We start from the raw sequence: 21342 nt of genomic DNA, 5'->3' as shown, positions 1-21342 counted from the left end.
AAGTGCATAAAAAAGCCAGCTGCAAAATGCAGCTGGCTATAACCTAAAAAAACGTCAACGTATTTCAGGACGGGTCACTCTGAAATTCCGGAATGAGTTATTATAAAAACGTTTCCACGAACAGATGAGTCTGAATAAACCTTATCCCTAGAAAGAAATTCGATTCCAGTTAAAGGCCTTATCTCCCTGTTAAAAATATCAAGGATATCATGCAATATTTTAGGCTGTTTCTTATCATGGCCAAGGTACTCAACAACGGGACTTTTTGCCCATTTTAGAACCCTACCTTTATGTAAAAAATGGGACGCTTGTAAATTTTCAGCATTCGCAACAGATAAGCTGAGGAAAAAGCTAGAAAATAAAATAATTAAACGATTTAGATAAATTAAATTCATTAACTCAATTACTCATAATCTATGGATTTAAGGCTTTTAAATTCTTACACCGAAGAGCGTAGCAGAAGCCTCTTAGATAGCAAGAATGGCCATTTTTAACATAATATACAGGCATCAGAACGAACAATAAGACAAAACCCCAAGGCAGGTTACCTTGGGGTTTTCGTTATGGCGGAGAGAGAGGGATTCGAACCCTCGATACGCGATTAACGTATACACACTTTCCAGGCGTGCGCCTTCAGCCACTCGGCCACCTCTCCAGCATTATAGGGCACCCTTGGGTGCGAGGCGGAACTTAATGGGTATGGGCAGAGGATGCAACCATTTTTTGCACCTGATGGACACACCATTTATTGAAGCCATGTCAAAGCAGTTAAGTCTTGATTTTGACAGACAAAATTTCTTTACTCATCCTTATACTGTTAAGCTGTATGCTGGTATTAAAGACAGCATAATTTGAGCTGAAATTTTATTGGAATTAAAAAGTATGACTTTAGTCCTGCGGATACTCGGCTGGTTCTTTCTGGCAATCGCCCTCGCGTCGCTCGCCTTTGACCTCTTCCAGCTGATGGAGCAAGACAGCTTTCAGCTCTCGTTGTTGGGGGAAAACTGGTTTGCGGTGCACCCCGGTTCGCTCAATCTGCTGCAAGCAGTGACAGAACGCTATATCGGATTATGGCTATGGGATGATGTCTTCTCGCCCCTGCTCTTTCTTCCTACCCTTGTTTTTGGCCTTATCGCCGCCGCGGTCTTCTTGATACCCGGTTATCTGTTTAAAAGTAGCCGCAGAAGACGCCGCTAGAGAAAAGTCAGTTAATAGACAAGGCGCACAAAAAAGCTCTGACCAATAGTTTCCTGAAAACAGGGAAAATCGGTCAGAGCTTTATTTCTAATAGCGCTTTAAAGCAAAAACCTTAATCGTCACCCATCTTGAGGGCCGCAAGGAAAGCCGTCTGAGGAATTTCAACATTCCCGACCTGACGCATGCGCTTTTTACCCGCTTTCTGTTTCTCCAGAAGCTTACGCTTACGGGATACATCACCACCGTAACACTTGGCAGTCACATCTTTACGCATGGCAGAAATGGTCTCACGCGCAACGATCTTGCCGCCAATTGCTGCCTGAACAGCAATTTTGAACAGCTGGCGCGGAATCAGGCTTTTCAAACGCTCACAAAGGATACGTCCCCGTGGTTCTGCCTGAGAACGGTGTACGATAATTGATAGAGAATCCACTGGCTCTGAATTCACCAGAATGGAAACCTTCACCAGTTCGTTTTCTTCATAACCTTCGATGGAATAATCAAAGCTGGCATAACCGCGGGAAATGGATTTCAAGCGATCATAAAAGTCAAAAACCACTTCGTTCAAAGGTAGCTTGTAAACAATCATGGCACGACTGCCCACATAGGTCAGTTCCTGCTGAATACCACGGCGATCTTCACACAGCTTCAACACCTGTCCCAGATAGTCATCAGGCACCAGAATGTTTGCTTTGATCCACGGCTCTTCAATATGATCAATCTTGACCACATCCGGGAAGTCAGCCGGATTGTGCAGTTCCATCAACGACCCGTCTGTCATGTGGATTTTGTAAACCACACTCGGCGCAGTCGTAATCAAGTCGAGGTTAAATTCGCGTTCCAGACGTTCTTGAATAATCTCAAGGTGTAGAAGACCCAGGAAGCCACAGCGGAAACCAAAACCAAGCGCAGCAGAGGATTCTGGCTCAAAATGGAACGACGCATCGTTCAGGGCCAGTTTGCCGAGGCTATCACGCAGCATCTCGTAATCGTTGGCATCAATTGGGAAAAGACCACAGAAGACCACAGGCACAGAAGGTTTAAAGCCCGCTAGGGGTTCAACAGCAAGGTTCTTTTCATCAGTGATGGTGTCCCCGACCTTGGTATCCGTAATCTGTTTGATACCAGCCGTGATATAACCAATTTCACCCGCGCGGAGTTCTTTCAGTTTGGTCAATTTTGGTGAGAAGGCACCAACAGCATCCACAAGGTGCGTGGTTCCCGTTCCCATCATGCGGATTTTCATGCCCGGTTTGATCACACCGTCCACCACACGAACCAGCGTGATCACGCCGAGATAGCTATCGTACCAACTATCAACAAGCAATGCTTTCAGCTTGTCGTCCGGGTTGCCAACCGGGGCTGGCAGCTTTTCAACAATGGCATCCAGAACTTCTTCGATACCTTCGCCGGTTTTCCCGGAAACGGTCAGGGCATCTGTTGCATCAATACCGATGACTTCTTCGATCTGTTCACGAACACGATCAGGTTCTGCTGCGGGCAAATCAATCTTGTTGAGAACAGGGATGATATCATGATCATTATCAATCGCCAGATACACATTCGCCAGCGTCTGAGCCTCAACCCCCTGCGATGCATCAACCAGCAACAAAGATCCTTCGCAAGCTGCAAGTGAGCGGCTGACCTCATAGGTGAAATCAACGTGTCCGGGAGTATCGATCAGATTGAGCTGATAGATCTCGCCATCTTTGGCCTTGTAGTTCAGACGCACGGTCTGGGCCTTGATGGTGATGCCACGCTCGCGCTCAAGTTCCATGTTATCCAGAACCTGGTCCTGCATTTCACGGTCGCTTAGCGCGCCACAATGCTGAATCAACCGATCCGCCAGGGTCGATTTCCCGTGGTCGATGTGCGCAACAATTGAAAAGTTTCGAATATGTTTTAAATCAGCCATTAACTTCATGCCTATCAATAATCGTGCGGAAGATAAGCCCTAAAGCCGAAATGCGCAATCTCTCTCTGCATTAGAATAGCAAACCATTGATAAATTCAGAGTAACTCTTTGCAAAAGCATTCAAAATGATTGCGGCAGGAACTACTCAATCAACTCCATGACCTGCTCTGCTGCGCGCAACCCAGACAAGTAAGCACCATGTACTGTTGCGTGATGTTTAAAAGTTGTGTGCTCACCTGCAAAAATTAACGTGTCCTCAACCGGGTCCGCAAAACCATCAAAGTCTGCGGGTTTGTTCCCAACACGGGTATAGGAATAAGCCCCCAAACTATACGAATCTTTGGACCAGCGGCTGACCTGAAAATCCATCGGCTCGGGAATGCCCACTCCAAACATATCCCGGATGACCATCATGCAATCGTCCACGATATCTTTCTCAGGCAACTGTTCAATTTTTCCCGCATAAGCACCCACGCTTAGACCGAGCAAAATATTCTCGTCAGAAAAGGTACGGTAATTGAGAAAATAATTCCAACGCCCCTTATCTTCTGTCATCACGCCAAAGTACTGAGTATCAATCGGCCAAAAAGCACTCTCAAACTTTAGCGCAGCCTTAGTGACATTTCCCATTCCCAAACGATCAATCTTTTTTTGGATACGACTAGGTAATGCAGGAGAAAATTTAACTTTCTTGCTTTTGAGAACACCCAAGGGACATGTGCAAACAACGGCATAGGCTTCGAATGCCTCACCATTGGCATGAACGGTCACGCCATCTCCCTCTTCATATTCAATATGATCAACCGGATGATTAAGCAAAACATCAACTTTATCTGCAAGAGGTTCTAGTATGGAATCATACCCATCAAGCAGGACAACATCCGCCCCATCAAATGCTTCATCTTCATCGAAGTAGTATGCTGATAAATTCTCTATCGGGCCACCAGTGTCAAACTCTGTATAGGCCGACAACATCCAGCGGCTTACGGGATCTTCCAGAGTTTGAGGCGAAACTCGTTTTATCGCTTTTTCCAAGGATTGATCACTATCAAAAGTATCATCGATCTTTCTATAAACTCTCATAAGATCTTTGAATTTATTGGTGATAATCTTGTCCTCAATTTCACCACCTTTATGATCAAAAACGAAACTGCTAACGTCATCGGTCACAAAGCTTTTTGCCTGCACACTCTTGGCCAAATCTGTAATGGGATTTCCCACAGGCCCGTGTATCCATCCTGCTCCAACCTCAAAAGGAGCACCAAGTGACCAATCCGTCTTTAACCGCCCACCAATGATGCCTTTAGCTTCCAAGACAAGAACATCATACCCTTCTTGCACCAACGCTTGAGCCGCTGCCATCCCTGCGACCCCAGCCCCAATAACAATAACATCGACATCCCTCTTCAACGCTTGTGCTTTTGTCAGAGGAAAAGCAGACATACATGCGCCAATCCCCAATACCCCTTTTAAAATTTGCCGCCTGTTCAAGGTACGTTTTTTGTTGGAAACGGTAGGATCAGTCACAGCCTAACCTCTCAATTCTGGTTAAACACAGGAGTTCTCTCAACTTATAACCAGCATTACACCATTAGGCTAATATGACCTTAAACCCGTAGAACCTAAATCCCCTGTAAACTTTTCCACGCTAATATTGAAATAGTTCGTTTTTCTTGAAGGAATCTTGTCCGTGTCCACAAACACCATCGGTTATGTCACATCTATCAGCGGCGACAGTCTTTCGGCTTCGGTTGCCCCGGACGTCGATCTTCCAACAATCGGAGAGATGATCAGAATCCAGTCGGAAAGTGCGATCGCCTTTGGCTTGATCAGTGATATGGAAATTCCCAAACCTTCTCACCCCCCAAGCCCCGATGACGTCAAGGTGATGTCCATTGATCTGTTGGGGGAAAAGCTAATCAATCCGGACAAAGGTGAACTGCCCGGTTTTCAACGTGGGGTTTCCCGCTTTCCCGTGCTAGGGGCAGAAGTAGAACCCGTGCAAACCGATGAACTTGCGGAAATCTACGCCCGCCCGGACAAGCCCTGTTTTACTGTTGGCGCACTGTCCCAGGAACGGAAGCTTCCTGCCTATATCATGACCGATGCGCTTTTGGGTAAACACTTTGCGATTCTTGGCACAACAGGTAGCGGAAAATCCTGCTCGCTGACAGTCATCCTGAAATCCATCCTCGACAGTCACCCTTGCGGACATATCATTCTGATTGACCCGCACAATGAATATTCAGCCGCCTTTAAAGACAAAGCAGAATCTCTCAGCCCTGAATCATTGCGTTTGCCCTACTGGCTTTTGAATTTTGAAGAGTCTGTTGAAATTTTTTGCAGTAAAGAACCCGCAGCCCGCAATATTGAGGCCGGTATTCTTAAAGATGCGATTTTGACAGCCAAATTGAACTGGGGTGATCAGGGAACGGATGCGAACACCCTGACCGTTGACACCCCTGTTCCCTATAAACTATCTGATCTGGTGCACCGCATTGACGAGCTCATGGGGCAGTTAGGCAAACCGGAGCAACTTGCACCATTTCAGCGTTTGAAAAACCGTTTGGAAAACCTACGCAGTGACCGCCGTTATGCCTTTATGTTCGGGAACGTCGCCCTACGCGATAACATGAGCTATATCCTGTCCCAGCTTATGCGCATTCCCAACGATGGCAAACCGGTTTCTATTTTCGATCTATCTGGCGTTCCGTCCGAAGTTGTGGATGTGATGGTATCCCTGCTATGCCGAACCATGTTTGATCTCGCTGTCTGGGGGCACAGACATGACCCTATTCCCATCCTCGTCGTTTGCGAAGAGGCCCACCGCTATGTGCCCTATGATAAAAATTCCGGGTTTGCCCCGACGCGTAAAGCTCTGGAACAGATCGCCAAGGAAGGGCGTAAATACGGTGTATCACTAGGACTTATTACACAAAGACCATCAGAGCTTTCCGAAACCATCTTATCACAATGTAATACAATGTTTTCTCTGCGGATGAGTAACGAGCGCGACCAGATGTTTGTGCAACGCACTTTGCCTCAGTCATCATCCAGTCTTTTGAAATCTCTGCCGTCCCTTCGAAATCAGGAAGCAATCGTGGTGGGAGAGGGTGTGAATTTCCCAACCCGGATCAGGTTCCACGAACTCTCGGCAAACGAATTACCCGAGAGTAACACCGCAAGCTTTGCCAACAACTGGGCCGAAGACCGTTTTGATGCCAACCATATCAACTATGCTCTCAAACGTTGGCGGACCCAATCTCGCGAAAGTTAGTATCAGTTTAGCTCGTTCATCCTTGACGAAACCAGGAATTCAGACTGTTATCTCATGTCTGGGATCACCGTATCCCGACCTTTTGCGATAATAGCCGAATAAATGTGACAAAGGGATATTCTGTGCCCGACAGAACTCAGACTGCCAGAACCCAGGCCAATAGCACTCACCTGATTAATTTTCTACAATCATCAGAACAGCTAGTGGGTTGCCTGAAAGTTGTCAGAGACCTTGAACTTCCTGATTGCTGGGTCGCCGCGGGATTAATAAGAAATTCCTATTGGGATCATTTACAAAACATCCAATCCTCACCGATCAAAAGCGATATTGATGTCGTCTATTTTGATCCGCAAGACACCCGGCAAAAAACAGAGCATGCTTACGAAAAAAAACTAAGATTACAAGCACCAGAGATAGAGACGATTTTTGGGAACTGGTCCGTCAAAAATCAGGCCCGAATGCATCAAGTAAACAGAGACCGCCCCTATCAGGATTGTTATGACGCCTTACAGCATTGGCCAGAAACCGTTACAGCAATCGCCGCAAGACTAACACCTGAAGGGGAGATCGAACTTCTACACCCCTTTGGCTTAGATGATCTTTATCAGCAAAAGGTTCGTCCCTGTCCCTATTTCAAAGAACACAAATTATTTGAATTCAAAATTCGACAAGATAAAAAGCGGTGGCAAGATCGTTGGCCAGACCTAATAACTAAATTTTAGGGCCGAATTCAGTTTACCTTCATCATCCGGCGAAAAGCACCATCATAGATACCCGCGAGGTCGTCAAAGATTTTTGTAACCTGCTGCATCTCACCTGTGCCAGGAATCTTAACATCCGCAGCACCTGAGATTTGATCGACTTGCCCTTGCAAGGCACCAATGTGCTCATCCAATTCTGGTGGAACCTGATAACTAACCGCGGAAACGCCCTGAAGACTCTCGAGATGAGAGAAAACCACCGCCAATTGCCGTTCTTCGTTTTCCGTCATGATTTTTTGAGGATCAGCAAGCATGCGTTCGGCTTCTTCCTCCAAGCGCTGAACAAGATTATGATGCATAGGGTCAACAGCCGTAGGTGCAAAGCCCAAAACATCACTCATTCTTTGACGCAAAGCGGCAATTTGCTCTTTCTCATCTGTACGCAGTTTTTTATGGGCAGGCTCTCCAAATATTTCTGTGAGCTGTTTCTCCAAATCCCGGATGCGGCTTTGTTCAGCAGGCAGGAGATCTTCAAAGCGCACATCACCGACCTGCTGAACAGAACCTTCCATACGTGCCAAAAGCTCTTTTGCTTCGTCGGACAAGGTAATTTCATAAGCCGCCGAACTGGTGTTCTCTTGCTGTTTAGCCTTACTGCCCGATGTTAAGCGCTCGTCACTCGGTACCGGGGCAACAGCATTTGGCAAACCATGCCCAACGCCCGTACTCAGAGAAACAACATCCATATTTACGCCCACGTTTTCCCACCTCATAAAACTCTTTGGCTTTACAAAGCAAATATCAGGCCACAAATTTTATCGTTGCTTTTCAAATAGTAAGGAAGATTTTGAGAAACCATATTGCAATTTTTTCCCTCACTATTTTACCCCTAAGGAAAAAAATTCAACTCAATCGTTCGCAAGGTATAGTTTGCCTTAACAGCAGCTCGAACTTAGCGAGTCACAAAAAACAACAACACCTATAAATAACAAGATGTTACAGTATCATGCGGAGCTATATAGAAGCACCGGGCAAAAAGGGATCAATTCTTGTCCCCTGTACTGGATTGCTCGCTGGATCATCCGTAACAGGAATATCATGACAATGGACGTCGTCAGCTCCCAGTTTATTCAGAATATTTAGTGCTTTTTGCTCTTGCTCCTGATCCCGAAGTGTCACCCACAATAATAGTCCGCCGCGTTGAAGTTGGCTTTCGATTGATTCCGCATGCTTGTGACCAATCCACTCCGCCACAAAAGAACCAAAAACACCCGCGGATCCACCAGCCAAGACAGCCCCGATGATTGCAACCGCTAATGATCCGCCCGAGGCAACGATTGGCGCGGCCGCGACAATAGCACCGATATAAGCTAACCCACCAATAAGAATTGTTTTTCCCTCAATAATCGAATCACGCTCAACATAAGCTGTACGAGGAACATTCTCATCATCCTCTAACTCAGTAACTGAATCGTAACGATGTCCTAATTTTTCAGTGACTGTTGCTTCGCTGGCCAGAAGACTGATTTCTGATCGGTCAAACCCTGCATTCTGAAGCTCATCAACGGCTGTTTCCAATTCACCTGCACTATGGAAAACACCAACAGCTTCACGCACGGTCATTTGAGGGGATTTATTATCTTCCGGGGTTAGCTCAGGCTCTGAAGTATATTCTGACATAAGCGCCTCCTTAAGGTAACGCCCCCCAGATTATTTTAAAATCAGTGAATTATGTCAGCGGTTAAACCGCTCCACTCCCCAATTCAACACTCTACGGGTCAATCCTCTGCGAAACTAACCTTGCTAGAATTGATCATAGTCTAACACATTTTAGGCTTGATATCAGCAAGCAGTACTTCACATGATTGAGATCAGGGTGCTCGGAAGTTTTTTTGCAAAAGAAAAGCCCGACAGGTCTCTATCGGGCTTCTCATCATAAGTCTTTTACAAAATCTATCCTCGGAGAGTACCGCCCGTTGCCTTCATGGCCTGAGCAATAACTTTTTGGGAAACCGCTTCGATTTCCTCATCCGTCAGGGTTTTGTCTCGAGGTTGCAACGTCACCGTAATGGCCAGCGATTTTTTGCCGTCTTCAACACCTTTACCTTTGTAGATGTCAAAAAGAACAACGTCTGTAATCAGGTTTTTATCAGCCCCTCTAACAGCCCGGATAAGCTTCCCGGCCTCCACACTGTCATCCACCAAGAAGGCAAAATCACGATCAACAGACTGGAACGGTGAAAGTTCCAATGCTGGCTTGATCTTACCGGATTCACCTTTTTTGATTTTTGGTTGAGGAATGTTGTCCAAGAAAACCTCAAAAGCAACAACAGGACCTTTGATATCCATGGCTTCCAAAACGCGCGGATGAAGCTCCCCAAACGCGGCGAGTACATTCTTTGGCCCCAACCCAAGAACGCCAGAACGTCCGGGATGGAAGTAGGATGGTGCCGATGTGAACACTTGCAGATTTTCTACCGGAGCACCAGCAGCAGACAAGGCCGCAAGAGCATCACCCTTGGCATCAAAAAGATCAACAGGGCGGCTTGGGCTCTCCCAATGACGCTCGGCAATGTTGCCGGAACGCAAACCGGTCGCCATCTGCTTTTGCCCTTTGGATGTGTCATCCTGATACTGCGGTCCAACTTCGAAGAGCGCATTATCAGCAAACCCACGATCTGTGTTACGTACCGCAGCTGACAGCAATGTCGGCAAGATAGAGGGACGCATAGTATCCAGATCAGTAGAGATTGGATTGGCTACACGCAGGCTATCGGGAACACCGCCAAACAGTTCAGCCTGAGCATAAGAAACGAAAGAGAAGGTTACCGCTTCGTCAAGCCCGCGCCAGCAAAGTGCTGTCCGCGTGTTTGATACACGACGCTGTGCCAACGTCAGTACACCCTGTGGCAGATAACTTGGCATTTCCATTTGCGTTTCGGGGATATTTTCATATCCATAGATACGCAGTATTTCTTCTACCAGACAGGCTTCAAGCTCCACATCCGGACGCCAGCTCGGAACAGTTGCGAGAATCAAACCATCTTTTTCAGTAACGTCAAAACCCAGAATAGACAGAATTTCGATCTGCTTGTCTTTTTCAACAGCAACACCACACAGATCTTTGATCCGATTTGGACGTAACTCAATGACGCGTTTTTCTGATGGAATTGATCCAGCAGAAGTAACCTTACTGACCTCACCGCCACATAGATCAAGCACCATCCGTGTTGCAACATCTACACCCCAGTCAGCAGACTGGCTGTCGACGGTACGTTCAAAACGATATCGCGCATCTGAAAGAATACCGGATTTACGGCCGGTAATCGCAACTGACGTCGGGTCAAACAGCGCAACTTCCAGGAACATATTTGTGGTTTCATCACTACAGCCGGAATTAAGCCCGCCCATAACACCACCAAGTCCCTGAACACCGTTATCATCACTGATCACAACCATGGTCTCAGACAGCTTGTATGTTTCTTCATCAAGCGCCAGGAACTCTTCGCCATTTTCAGCATACCGCATGGTCAAATCGCCGTTGACTTTATCCGCATCAAACACATGCAGGGGGCGGCCGAGATCGAACGAAACATAGTTGGTAATATCAACCAAGGCAGAGATTGGGCGCAACCCGATGGCCAGAAGTCTTTCTTGCAGCCATTTGGGGCTTGGTCCATTTTTCAGGTTCTTGAAATAGCGCCCAGCCACATAAGGAACATCATCAGCAACGGCAGTATCAGCTTTCCATTTGATCGAGCTATCAAAAGACCCTTCAATTGTCTCAAGCTTCAACGGTTTAAGCGTCCCCATACCCGCAGCAGCAAGATCGCGAGCTACACCACGCACCCCAAGGCAATCGCCGCGGTTTGGTGTAATCGCAATTTCAATGATCGGATCATCAAGGCCAAGAATTTCGGCAAGCGGTACACCAACTTCGGTGCCTTCAGGAAGGTCGATGATACCATCATGTTCGTCAGACAATCCCATTTCGCGCTCGGAAACCAACATACCGTTAGAATCTTCGCCGCGGAGATTTCCAGCCTTCAGGGTAAGGTCAATACCGGGAACGTATGATCCAACAGGTGCGAATACCCCAATCATGCCTGTGCGGGCGTTCGGAGCACCGCAAACGACCTGACTAATACCTTCGCCTGATTGTACCTGACATACCCTTAGGCGGTCCGCGTTGGGATGCTGAACAGCTTCGATAACTTTCGCAGTTTTAAAAGCTTTGAGTTCGTCAGCTTTATTTTCAACGCCTTCGACTTCGAGACCGATGAGAGAAAGTTTTTCAACAATGGCTTCCAGAGAAGCATCTGTGTCGAGGTGATCTTTCAACCAGTTAAGTGTAAATTTCATTTCCTCAAACCTCTCTACAGACCACGGACCATGCTGGGCATTTCCATAGGCAAGAAGCCATAGTGTTTCATCCAGCGCAGATCGGTTTCATAGAAGGTTCTCAAATCAGGAATGCCGTATTTGAGCATGGCAAGACGTTCAATCCCGATACCGAAAGCAAAGCCCTGATACTTGGAAGAATCAATCCCGCAGTTCTCAAGAACTTTTGGATGTACCATACCGCTACCAAGAATTTCCAACCAGTCTTCGCCAGCACCGATTTTCAACTGCCCACCAGAACGGGAACATCCGATGTCAACTTCGGCAGAAGGCTCTGTAAACGGGAAATAGCTAGGACGGAAGCGCAAGGGAAGGTCTTTCACGCCAAAGAAGGCACGACAGAATTCGATGAGCACACCTTTAAGGTGACCCATGTTGGTTTTTTCATCGATAACCAGTCCCTCAACCTGATGGAACATCGGGGAGTGTGTGGCATCGTGATCGGCACGGAATGTCCGGCCAGGCGCAATAATCCGAATAGGGGGTGTCGTATTCTGCATCGCACGAATTTGCACAGGAGAAGTATGGGTCCGTAGAACGGATCTGGTTCCATCTTCTCTCTCTGGCATATAGAAAGTATCCAGCTCCTGACGCGCAGGGTGTTCCGGCGGAATATTCAATGCGGTAAAGTTATGGAAATCATCTTCTATGTGATGCCCTTCGGCCACGGAAAAGCCCATCTCACCAAAGATTGCCACGAGCTCTTCCAACGTCTGGCTTATGGGGTGCATTTTACCGATTGTTGCAGGACGTGGCGGTAGAGATACATCAACCTTCTCTTCGGCCAAACGCGCTTCCAATGCCACTGCGTGCAGACTTGCCTTGCGTGTTTCAATTGCGTCAGCTACAGCTTGCTTGATCAGGTTGAAGGCCTGTCCGGCTTCCTTGCGCTCTTCAGGTGCCAGATTACCCAGCGTTTTCATACGCTGTGTAATTTCACCCTTTTTTCCCAATGCCTGAACACGCACAGCATCCAGAGCATCCAGATCTGTCGCGGCCTCTACTCTTTGCAGTAAATCACTGCGAAGTTCTTCCAGATTATCCATTATACTTCCCGTTCATGAGGAACCCCTCAATCAGTAATCTTGTTTATTCCAACTTCATTGCCAGCATTGCAACAGCGCCACCCACAACACTCTGAACCTGCCCATCAAGCAAAACCTTGTCCAGAACCACATTGTGAGAGGTTCGGTCATAGCGGTACAAAAGCGTTAGTTCTCGATCAGCATCATTCAGATTTTTCCGAATGCTCGCGCTTACTAATACCTGTTGATCAGATTGTTTATCATCCCACGGTCCCGCGAGCCAAGTGACTTTACCATGACGACCAGCCAACTCACCGATTAAATCGGCATTACTTTGCCCGTCAGTAACGTGGTCACGCACGGCATCTATATCTTCAGAATAGCTTGCACCCGTTGCCCCGCCAGCGTCAAAACAGCCGGACAACAAAGTTAGACAGAGAACAATAGAAGAGAAAAATTTCAAAAGGGAGACCACGGGACGTCGTTCCGGTTACAGGCAACAAATTCTAGTTAGTGATGATTATGCAAAAGATAGAATCAGTACTTTTTAGCTACTTCATTCAGGCCCTTAATGACAAACAGGCAGCACCCGGAAACCGGATGCTGCCCTGTCATAAAGCCTAAAACGAATGCGCGTTAAGCCAGAGCTGCTTTTGCCTTTTCGACAACAGCAGCAAACGCAGCTGGCTCACGAACAGCAAGATCAGCAAGCACTTTACGGTCAAGACCGATTTCTGCTTTCTTCACACCGTTCATGAACTGAGAGTACGTGATGCCGTGCATGCGGGCACCAGCGTTGATACGCTGAATCCACAGACCACGGAATGTACGTTTCTTAACACGACGATCGCGATATGCGTACTGCCAGCCTTTTTCAAGGCGCTGTACGGCAACGCTAAATACGTTTTTGCCACGGCCACGGAAGCCTTTAGCAAGTTTAACAACTTTTTTGTGGCGTGCACGCGATGTCACGCCCCGTTTAACACGAGCCATTTGCTACTACCTTAACCTTAACCGTTAACGAGGAAATTACGTTTGATGACACGCGCATCAGAATCACAAAGTGTTGTCGTACCGCGAGCGTTACGAATCATTGTTTGTGAGCGTTTGCGCATACCGTGACGTTTACCTGCCTGAGCAGCAACGACTTTACCGGTTCCAGTCAGGCGGAAGCGTTTCTTCGCGCCAGATTTCGTCTTAAGTTTGGGCATTTTCTTTCCTTATAAATAAAGTTCTTCTTCAGAGTGACTAGGCATACCCTTTGGCACATGCCACCCGACAATGGCGGGGGTTATAATATTCTTTCCCCCCTTTGGCAAGCTCTAACATAGAGGGAATGTGGAGTCTTCACCACAAAAGTGACCCGTCTTTTTTTCTCACATCTTTTTACCATTAATGCTAAATTATGTAAGACCCGAATACATTTTATACATAAACGAAACAAAACATACCCTAGGGTATTGAATAACAATTAAGAGATCATACTTCTTGCACCACCACCCACATTCCTTGCCGACGTTTATTGCTGGACATCATAAAGAGAACCAAGCCATGAAGCTTCCCCACACAAAAACACCCGCATTGATCCTCGCATCAACAATCCTGCTTGGTGCTCAACTAGCCTCGGCCCAGGACAGTTCCACCCCCGCACCAAGTGTGATCGTAACCACAGTTCAGGAACAGGATGTTACGCCAGAGCTAACTTTTGTTGGTCGTGTTGAGGCCGTTAATACAGTTGACTTACGCGCACGTGTTGAAGGTTTTGTGGAAGAGCGACACTTCAAAGAAGGCGCCAATATCCAAAAGGGTGACCTGCTTTACATACTAGAGAAAGCCCCCTACCAAATCGCGGTGGAGCAAGCCAAAGCGGATCTCGCCGGAGCAACCGCGACCCTGAAAAATGCACGGTCAGATCTAAAGCGAAAAAAAGATCTTCGCAAAAAGAAAGTTGTCTCCGAAGCTTCTCTGGATACTTCTGAAGCCAGCGAATCTTCAGCCTTGGCAGCCGTAATGCAAGCAAAAGCCGCCTTGCGCAGAGCGGAACTCGATTTAAGTTACACTGAGATCCACAGCCCTTTGGACGGGCAAATAAGTCGATCTCGGTACAGTGTGGGTAATTTGGTCAATTCCAGTAGCGACCCCCTTGCAACCATTACAAGCCTTGACCCGATTTACGTTACTGTCCCTGTCAGCGATAAACTCATCCTGGAAGAACGACGCAAAGGCCTCTCAAGCGAAGCTCCTGTTATTCCATCGCTGGTTCTCTCGGACGGAAAGCCTTATGAGAGTGAAGGCCGATTTGATTTCATTAATACAGAAGTTAATCAAAGTACAAACTCAATCATTACCCGGGCAATCTTCCCCAACCCCAAGCATATTTTGGTACCGGGTCAATTCGTTAATGTGACCGTTCGTAGCAAGAAAACCCAGAGTGAACTGGTTATTCCCCAAGCATCCGTTCAGAAAGATCAACAAGGCTACTTCACGCTGGTTATAGACCGTAGCAACAAAGTGGAAATTCGTCGTGTTCAGGTCGGAGAACGAGTCGATACAAACTGGATAATAAAAGACGGTCTCCTCAAAGGGGAACGCATTATTTTGCAGGGGATTCAAAAAGTGAAACCCGACATGATTGTTAACCCGGTTGAAGAAGGAGCCTGATCGTGTTTTCAGCCTTTTTCATCAATCGCCCTAAGTTTGCCCTGGTCATATCAGTTATTATTTCTCTGGCAGGCATCATCGCTCTTAATTCAATCCCTGTTGCGGAATACCCTGACATTACGCCACCGCAGGTCAAGGTTACCACCAGCTATCCCGGTGCTAATGCAACTGTTGTTGAGCAGTCTGTTGCCGCGCCCATTGAGGCAAAAGTCAATGGTGTCGACGGCATGTTATACATGTCCTCAACAAGCAGTAACGACGGCAGTTATGACCTGACGGTCACTTTTGCTGTTGGGACAGACCCAGACATTGCCGCGGTTAATGTTCAAAATCGCGTTGCAACAGCAAATGCCTCTTTACCATCAGAAGTTACGAGGCAAGGTGTCATTACGCAGAAGCAATCAACGTCTATGCTTCTTGTGATCAATATGGTCTCACCTGACAACTCTCAAGACTCTCTGTTTCTAAGTAATTATGCTTCTATTTATATTCAGGATTCACTGGCGCGTATTAATGGCGTCGGCAGTGTCTCCCAGTTCGGAGCCTTGGATTATGGAATGCGTGTCTGGCTTAACCCTGACCGTCTGACAGCTGTTGGCCTCACAACCAAAGATGTGACCGAGGCAATAGAAAATCAAAATATCCAGGCGACAGCAGGACAACTGGGTGCACCACCATTTGAAGGCACCCCCCAATTCCAATATACTCTTCAAGCCAAAGGCCGACTGACAACGGTTGAAGAATTTGAAAACATCGTTATTCGGGCAAATCAGGATGGCTCTTTTGTGCGGCTTAAAGACATCGCACGGATAGAACTTGGCTCACAAAGCTACTCTTCTGCTTCAAAGCTCAACAACGCCCCTTCTGCAGCAATAGCGGTTTATCAATCACCTGGTGCCAATGCCCTCGAGGTTGCTGACGCCATCTATACTGAGCTCGATCGCCTGTCTGAAAGCTTCCCACAGGGCGTGGAATATAAAATCCTTTATGACACCACCAACGCCGTAAGGGCCTCGGTTCAAGAAGTCATAGAAACACTTCTGATTACCTTTGCTCTCGTTGTCAGTGTAACCTTCCTCTTTTTAGGTGATTGGCGTTCAACTCTGATCCCAAGCCTTGCAATTCCGGTATCTCTAATCGGCACTTTTGCCGTTCTCTATGTCGTTGGTTTCAGCGCCAATATGATCACCCTCTTTGCCATTATACTCGCCATCGGTATCGTCGTGGATGACAGCATTGTTGTTGTTGAGAACGTACAACGGATCATGAAAAAAACGGGAAAATCCGCCGCTAATTCTACCAAGTTGGCAATGAAAGAAGTTACGGGCCCTGTCGTCGCAACAACACTGGTTCTACTGGCCGTTTTTGTACCTGTATCCTTCATGCCGGGCATCACAGGTGAGCTCTACAAGCAGTTTTCACTCACCATCTGCGTGGCGGTTTCTCTCTCTTCCATAAATGCCTTAACACTGTCACCCGCACTTTGCGCACTTCTTCTAAAACCCGACAGCGGCGAGCTCCGAGGTCCATTGAAACTTTTCGCAAATCTCGTTGATCGTACACGTAATGGCTACAGCAGAATTGTTGCCCTTATGATCAGAAGGCTTGCTATTTCCATGGCAGTTCTTGGTATTTTCGCTGGCGTAACAGTCTATATGTTCCAGACGGTTCCTACCGGATTTATTCCCATGGAAGACAAAGGCGTATTCTTTGTAAACGTACAGCTTCCTGATGGCGCATCATTGGAGAGAACAAATAAGGTTACTGCCGATGTAACAGATATGCTGCTTGAAGAAGAAGGGGTCACAGATGTTATCTCTGTTTCCGGCTTCAGTTTATTATCCGGAGCCGCCTCGAATTCCTCTCTATTGATACCAGTTTTAAGCGACTGGTCAGAAAGAACCGAATTTGAACTTCAGTGGTTTAATATTCTAGGGCGTATAAATAGAAAGCTTGCAGGACTTGCCTCTGCAGAATCCTTCGCTTTCCCACTCCCCCCTATTATGGGATTGGGCACGGGCGGTGGCGTTGAAGCCCAGGTTCAGGATTACCAAGGACGAACACCGCAAGAGCTTGCCTCTGCGGTGCGCAGCTTGGCCTTTGCCGCCAACCAGCAGCCTGAACTAACATCTGTATTCAGTACTTACTCCGCCAACATCCCTCAGCTTTTCTTAGAGGTTGATCGGGAAAAGGCTCTCGTTCTTGGCGTTAAGATCTCGGATATTTTCTCAACCCTGCAGGCAAATCTTGGGTCGTCTTATATCAATGACTTTAACCTCTATGGAAAAGTATACAGGGTGCAGATCCAGGCCGAAGCACAGTTCCGTGATGGGCTAGAAGACATCGACAACCTGCATGTCCGGAACGATAATGGTGATATGATCCCTTTGCGGACACTTATCGAAATAGAGCCCATTCTCGGCCCCTTATCCGTCGCGCGCTATAATCAATTTAAATCTGCGTCCATAACGGGATCGCCAGCAACTGGCTATAGTAGTGGTGACGCAATTGCTGCATTGGAGCGTGCCGCAGCAGATGCCCTTCCTGATGGATACGGTATTGAGTGGACGGGAACCTCTAAGCAAGAGCAGGAAGCTGGCGGCTATATTGTTATCATCTTCGCTCTGGCTCTTATCTTTGCCTACCTCTTTCTTGTCGCTCAATACGAAAGCTGGAGCACTCCTCTATCAGTTATCGTATCCGTTATCCTAGCGGCTTTTGGGGCCCTCGTACCTATGGCACTCTTGCCCTTCCTTGATAACAACCTCTATGCCCAAATCGGCATGGTGATGCTTATCGGGCTTGCCAGTAAAAGCGCCATCCTTATTGTCGAATTTGCAAAGGTCAGGCGCGAAGAAGGACTCTCCATAAAAGAAGCTGCACTTGATGCTGCAAGCTTGCGTTTCAGAGCCGTGATGATGACAGCGCTTTCATTCATACTTGGCGTCTTACCCCTAATCTTTGCATCAGGTGCCGGGGCAGCCAGCCGTGTTGCCGTGGGCTTTGTTGTCTTTGGCGGTATGGTTGCCGCGACATCAATTGGACTTCTTTTTATTCCGCCACTTTATGTAGCTTTCCAGTCTATGCGTGAAGCTACCAATAAAAAATTATGGAAAACGAAAGAAAGCTAATATTTGTAGGTGAAAGTAAAAAGGAAAGGGCCTGGGGGTTATATCCTCCCGCCCCCTTTTTTGTCTCATCCCTTATCTAAGCCACAAGCAACAAAAAAGCCGCCCTGTTCCAGAGCGGCTTTTCAAAAAGGTTACTAACCCTAATATTTTCAGGCTTATTTTGGCGCCAAGATCATAATCATCTGGCGGCCTTCCATTTTCGGCCTTAGCTCCATCTTAGCGACTTCAACCAGATCGGTTTCAATACGCTTAAGAACTTCCAGACCGACTTCTTGGTGCGTGATTTCACGTCCGCGAAAGCGCATAGTCACTTTCACCTTGTCACCTGCAGAAATGAACTTGTGTGCAGCCCGCATCTTCACGTCATAATCATGCGTGTCAATGTTTGGACGAACCTTAAGCTCTTTAAGTTCGATAATCTTTTGCTTTTTACGAGCTTCGTTTTTCTTTTTCTGCGTTTCAAAACGAAATCTACCGTAGTCCATGATCTTGCAAACTGGTGGCTCTGCATTCGGAGAAATCTCAACAAGGTCAAGACCTTCATCAAATGCACGCTTCATTGCATCACGTGTAGGTACTACGCCAACCTGTTCGCCGTCTGCGTCAACAAGACGTACAGTGTTGATAGTAATTCGTTCGTTTACCCGCGGACCGTCGATGCGCGGGGGTGTCGTCATTGGTGCGCGTGCTATTGTCGTGCTCCCGTTTTTTCTGTTATCCCAAAATCACAGACCTCGTGGTCTGCAATAGGCTGTTACTCTAAAATACCAACCGTTTATATTGCGTTTACGCCTATAAATACAATGGGCGCATAATGCCAATATCTTATGCCAGTCGGCAACCACAAAGTTATTTTTTAATCGCCTACTGCTCAGCAGGCGATTTTGATTCTTCAGTTAAAGAGCTAAGCGCTTCTTCTAAAGACATAATTTCTTGGTTCTTACCGCCGAGGCGACGCAGAGCAACTTTCCCTTCCTCTGCCTCCCGGCGACCAACCACCGCAATAACAGGTGTCTTGCTTAGGCTGTGCTCGCGGATTTTATAGTTAATTTTCTCATTACGCAAATCAGCTTTCACCCGGAGTCCCGCAGCTTTCAGCTTGTCTCGAACTTCTTCAGCATAATCATTGGCGTCAGAAGTGATCGAAGCCACAACCACCTGCTGCGGAGACATCCACAGCGGAAACTTACCCGCGTGCTGTTCAATAAGAATAGCGAGGAAACGCTCAAAAGATCCCAAGATAGCACGATGCAGCATCACAGGACGATGACGCTTATCATCTTCGCCGACGTAGGATGCATCCAGACGCTCAGGTAAAACCACATCCACCTGAAGAGTTCCACACTGCCAGTCACGACCAATCGCATCTTTGAGGACAAACTCAAGCTTAGGACCATAGAAGGCACCTTCACCAGGGTTCATTGTGTATTCAAGGCCAGCTTCTTCGACAGCTTCCCTTAACGCACCTTCGGCTTTATCCCAAGATTCATCGGTTCCTGCGCGTCTTTCCGGACGATCAGAGAACTTCACAACGATCTCGTCAAAGCCAAGATCTTTATAAACAGTTTTCAACAGATCACAGAAAATAACAGTTTCACTGTTGATCTGATCTTCGGTACAGAAGATATGGGCGTCATCCTGTGTGAAAGCACGCACACGCATCAAGCCATGCAGTGCACCAGAAGGCTCGTTACGGTGGCAGGCACCAAATTCCGCCATACGCAACGGCAAGTCACGATAACTGGTCTGGCCCTGTTTAAAGATCTGAACATGCCCCGGACAGTTCATCGGTTTGACCGCAAGTGTACGGTCATCTTCGGATGTCGCCACAAACATGTCTTCGCGGAATTTCTCCCAGTGACCAGAAGCTTCCCAAAGCGCACGATCTATCAACTGCGGTGTTTTCACTTCCTGATAACCACCGTCTTCAAGGCGTTTACGCATATATTCTTCTAGCGAACGATATAGCGCCCAACCTTTCGGATGCCAGAAAACAGAACCCGTTGCCTCTTCCTGCATGTGGAAGAGGCCTAGTTCTTTTCCAAGGCGGCGGTGATCACGTTTTTCAGCCTCTTCAAGCATCTGTAAATACTTTTTCAGCTGCTTTTCATCTGACCAGCACGTGCCGTAAATACGCTGTAACTGATCATTGTCCTTGTCTCCACGCCAATAGGCACCAGAGACCTTCATCAACTTAAAGCCTTTACCGATCTTTCCTGTCGATGGCGCATGTGGTCCACGGCAAAGATCAAGCCAATCACCCTGGCGGTAAATCGTCAGGTCTTCGTCGCCCGGAATGTTATCAACATGTTCGGCTTTGTATTTTTCGCCTTTGGACGCAAAATGCTCTTTCGCTTTTGGACGATCCCAGATTTCGCGTACGAAGGATTCATCACGCGCAATAATCTCGTGCATTTTCGCTTCGATCTTCTCTAGATCATTTGTCGAAAACGGCTCATCACGTGCAAAGTCATAATAGAAACCAACGTCAGTCGACGGACCAAAAGTTACCTGTGTACCAGGAAACAACTCTTGAACCGCTTCCGCCATCACATGCGCACAGTCATGGCGCAGCAAATCGAGCGCTAGAGGGTGCTTGCGGGTCACAATTTCCAAGGTCGCATCCGTCGTGATTGGATAGGTCGTGTCTCTTAACTCGCCATCTACCACCACAGCTAAAGCATCTTTGGCCAACCGTGGACCAATAGATTCTGCTACCTCGTGCCCTGTTACAGGACCATCAAATTTGCGCTGACTTTCATCAGGCAATGTAATTGTGACCATCGGAAATCGTTCTCAGTTACTGTTCTATCATCTAGGAAAATTGACTCTTATAGAGTTCCAGCAATGTAAAAGGATTCCATGGCCTGTCAAGCACAGCACCAAGGATTCCGCGCTTTTAATCAAAAGAATCTCACTATTCGTTTTTTCAAACCACTCCTCAAGGATATTCAGAAGAATGAAGGATCGATCAGAAAAACTCGATAACCTTTCCAGCAATCGCAATTAATGTTCAAATAATAAAAATAAATAC

17 protein-coding genes and 1 tRNA gene are annotated in these 21342 nt (G+C 47.1%); 5 read left to right on the top strand and 13 right to left on the bottom strand.

Going from position 1 to position 21342, the window contains the following annotated elements; translation table 11 throughout:
• Positions 1–74: 74 nt before the first annotated feature.
• Positions 75–395, bottom strand: coding sequence for a hypothetical protein (locus tag BKB51_RS17735; RefSeq protein ID WP_085902453.1), 321 nt, complete (start codon positions 393–395; stop codon positions 75–77).
• Between the two features lie 169 nt (positions 396–564).
• Positions 565–655: transfer RNA gene (locus BKB51_RS17730), tRNA-Ser, on the bottom strand.
• Between the two features lie 227 nt (positions 656–882).
• On the opposite strand from BKB51_RS17730, the gene BKB51_RS17725 reads away from it, so the two are divergent.
• On the top strand, positions 883–1197 hold the full coding sequence (locus BKB51_RS17725) for a hypothetical protein (RefSeq protein WP_085902452.1): 315 nt from the start codon (positions 883–885) through the stop codon (positions 1195–1197).
• A 112-nt stretch (positions 1198–1309) separates the two neighbouring features.
• On the opposite strand, the gene lepA is transcribed toward BKB51_RS17725, so the two are convergent.
• Positions 1310–3112 carry a translation elongation factor 4 gene (lepA, locus tag BKB51_RS17720; RefSeq protein WP_085902451.1) on the bottom strand — a complete coding sequence of 601 codons (1803 nt, stop codon included), beginning with the start codon at positions 3110–3112 and terminating at the stop codon, positions 1310–1312.
• Positions 3113–3253: 141 nt separating this feature from the next.
• The gene (locus BKB51_RS17715; protein ID WP_198946789.1) at positions 3254–4639 is read right to left on the bottom strand and encodes a flavin monoamine oxidase family protein; all 1386 of its coding nucleotides are present in this window, start codon (positions 4637–4639) and stop codon (positions 3254–3256) included.
• A 163-nt stretch (positions 4640–4802) separates the two neighbouring features.
• On the opposite strand from BKB51_RS17715, the gene BKB51_RS17710 reads away from it, so the two are divergent.
• Together BKB51_RS17710 and BKB51_RS17705 are read left to right on the top strand one after the other, a co-directional pair.
• On the top strand, positions 4803–6389 hold the full coding sequence (locus tag BKB51_RS17710; protein WP_085902449.1) for an ATP-binding protein: 1587 nt from the start codon (positions 4803–4805) through the stop codon (positions 6387–6389).
• A 122-nt stretch (positions 6390–6511) separates the two neighbouring features.
• Positions 6512–7111, top strand: a complete 600-nt coding sequence (locus BKB51_RS17705; protein WP_158090273.1) for a nucleotidyltransferase family protein — start codon at positions 6512–6514, stop codon at positions 7109–7111.
• Between the two features lie 8 nt (positions 7112–7119).
• Here the strand turns inward: BKB51_RS17705 and BKB51_RS17700 are convergent, their stop codons facing one another.
• The 7 genes from BKB51_RS17700 to rpmI form a co-directional block, all read right to left on the bottom strand.
• A complete protein-coding gene (locus tag BKB51_RS17700; RefSeq protein WP_125911870.1) occupies positions 7120–7863 on the bottom strand; it encodes a hypothetical protein in 744 nt (247 codons plus the stop codon).
• Positions 7864–8104: 241 nt separating this feature from the next.
• Positions 8105–8770, bottom strand: a complete 666-nt coding sequence (locus BKB51_RS17695; RefSeq protein ID WP_198946788.1) for a hypothetical protein — start codon at positions 8768–8770, stop codon at positions 8105–8107.
• A gap of 273 nt (positions 8771–9043) precedes the next feature.
• The gene (gene pheT / locus BKB51_RS17690) at positions 9044–11452 is read right to left on the bottom strand and encodes a phenylalanine--tRNA ligase subunit beta (protein ID WP_085902446.1); all 2409 of its coding nucleotides are present in this window, start codon (positions 11450–11452) and stop codon (positions 9044–9046) included.
• A 14-nt stretch (positions 11453–11466) separates the two neighbouring features.
• Positions 11467–12537: a phenylalanine--tRNA ligase subunit alpha gene (pheS, locus tag BKB51_RS17685; protein WP_085902445.1), complete on the bottom strand. Its 1071-nt coding sequence runs from the start codon at positions 12535–12537 to the stop codon at positions 11467–11469.
• A gap of 43 nt (positions 12538–12580) precedes the next feature.
• Complete coding sequence (locus BKB51_RS17680) at positions 12581–12991, bottom strand: hypothetical protein (RefSeq protein WP_085902444.1); 411 nt, start codon at positions 12989–12991, stop codon at positions 12581–12583.
• A 161-nt stretch (positions 12992–13152) separates the two neighbouring features.
• Positions 13153–13509, bottom strand: a complete 357-nt coding sequence (gene rplT / locus BKB51_RS17675; RefSeq protein WP_085902443.1) for a 50S ribosomal protein L20 — start codon at positions 13507–13509, stop codon at positions 13153–13155.
• A 17-nt stretch (positions 13510–13526) separates the two neighbouring features.
• Positions 13527–13727: a 50S ribosomal protein L35 gene (rpmI, locus tag BKB51_RS17670; RefSeq protein WP_047762593.1), complete on the bottom strand. Its 201-nt coding sequence runs from the start codon at positions 13725–13727 to the stop codon at positions 13527–13529.
• 340 nt (positions 13728–14067) lie between these two features.
• Here rpmI and BKB51_RS17665 point away from each other — a divergent pair, with 340 nt between their 5' ends.
• Complete coding sequence (locus BKB51_RS17665; RefSeq protein ID WP_085902442.1) at positions 14068–15177, top strand: efflux RND transporter periplasmic adaptor subunit; 1110 nt, start codon at positions 14068–14070, stop codon at positions 15175–15177.
• Positions 15178–15179: 2 nt separating this feature from the next.
• Positions 15180–18308: an efflux RND transporter permease subunit gene (locus BKB51_RS17660; RefSeq protein ID WP_085902441.1), complete on the top strand. Its 3129-nt coding sequence runs from the start codon at positions 15180–15182 to the stop codon at positions 18306–18308.
• A gap of 155 nt (positions 18309–18463) precedes the next feature.
• Here the strand turns inward: BKB51_RS17660 and infC are convergent, their stop codons facing one another.
• Positions 18464–18985, bottom strand: coding sequence for a translation initiation factor IF-3 (gene infC, locus BKB51_RS17655; RefSeq protein WP_085902440.1), 522 nt, complete (start codon positions 18983–18985; stop codon positions 18464–18466).
• A gap of 187 nt (positions 18986–19172) precedes the next feature.
• Positions 19173–21092 carry a threonine--tRNA ligase gene (gene thrS, locus BKB51_RS17650; RefSeq protein ID WP_085902439.1) on the bottom strand — a complete coding sequence of 640 codons (1920 nt, stop codon included), beginning with the start codon at positions 21090–21092 and terminating at the stop codon, positions 19173–19175.
• Between the last annotated feature and the right edge of the window lie 250 nt (positions 21093–21342).

The sequence above is a fragment of the Kiloniella majae genome (genome assembly GCF_002118315.1).
Lineage (GTDB): Bacteria > Pseudomonadota > Alphaproteobacteria > Kiloniellales > Kiloniellaceae > Kiloniella > Kiloniella majae.
Note: the sequence above shows the minus strand (reverse complement) of the source record. Positions and strands in the feature narration are given on the sequence as shown.

Excerpts from the sequence above, each read along its gene's own strand:
- BKB51_RS17735 (WP_085902453.1), bottom strand. The coding sequence starts at position 395 with ATGAATTTAATTTATCTAAATCGTTTAATTATTTTATTTTCTAGCTTT.
- BKB51_RS17725 (WP_085902452.1), top strand. The coding sequence starts at position 883 with ATGACTTTAGTCCTGCGGATACTCGGCTGGTTCTTTCTGGCAATCGCC.
- lepA (WP_085902451.1), bottom strand. The coding sequence starts at position 3,112 with ATGGCTGATTTAAAACATATTCGAAACTTTTCAATTGTTGCGCACATC.
- BKB51_RS17700 (WP_125911870.1), bottom strand. The coding sequence starts at position 7,863 with ATGAGGTGGGAAAACGTGGGCGTAAATATGGATGTTGTTTCTCTGAGT.
- BKB51_RS17695 (WP_198946788.1), bottom strand. The coding sequence starts at position 8,770 with ATGTCAGAATATACTTCAGAGCCTGAGCTAACCCCGGAAGATAATAAA.
- pheT (WP_085902446.1), bottom strand. The coding sequence starts at position 11,452 with ATGAAATTTACACTTAACTGGTTGAAAGATCACCTCGACACAGATGCT.
- pheS (WP_085902445.1), bottom strand. The coding sequence starts at position 12,537 with ATGGATAATCTGGAAGAACTTCGCAGTGATTTACTGCAAAGAGTAGAG.
- rplT (WP_085902443.1), bottom strand. The coding sequence starts at position 13,509 with ATGGCTCGTGTTAAACGGGGCGTGACATCGCGTGCACGCCACAAAAAA.
- rpmI (WP_047762593.1), bottom strand. The coding sequence starts at position 13,727 with ATGCCCAAACTTAAGACGAAATCTGGCGCGAAGAAACGCTTCCGCCTG.
- BKB51_RS17665 (WP_085902442.1), top strand. The coding sequence starts at position 14,068 with ATGAAGCTTCCCCACACAAAAACACCCGCATTGATCCTCGCATCAACA.
- infC (WP_085902440.1), bottom strand. The coding sequence starts at position 18,985 with ATGACGACACCCCCGCGCATCGACGGTCCGCGGGTAAACGAACGAATT.
- thrS (WP_085902439.1), bottom strand. The coding sequence starts at position 21,092 with ATGGTCACAATTACATTGCCTGATGAAAGTCAGCGCAAATTTGATGGT.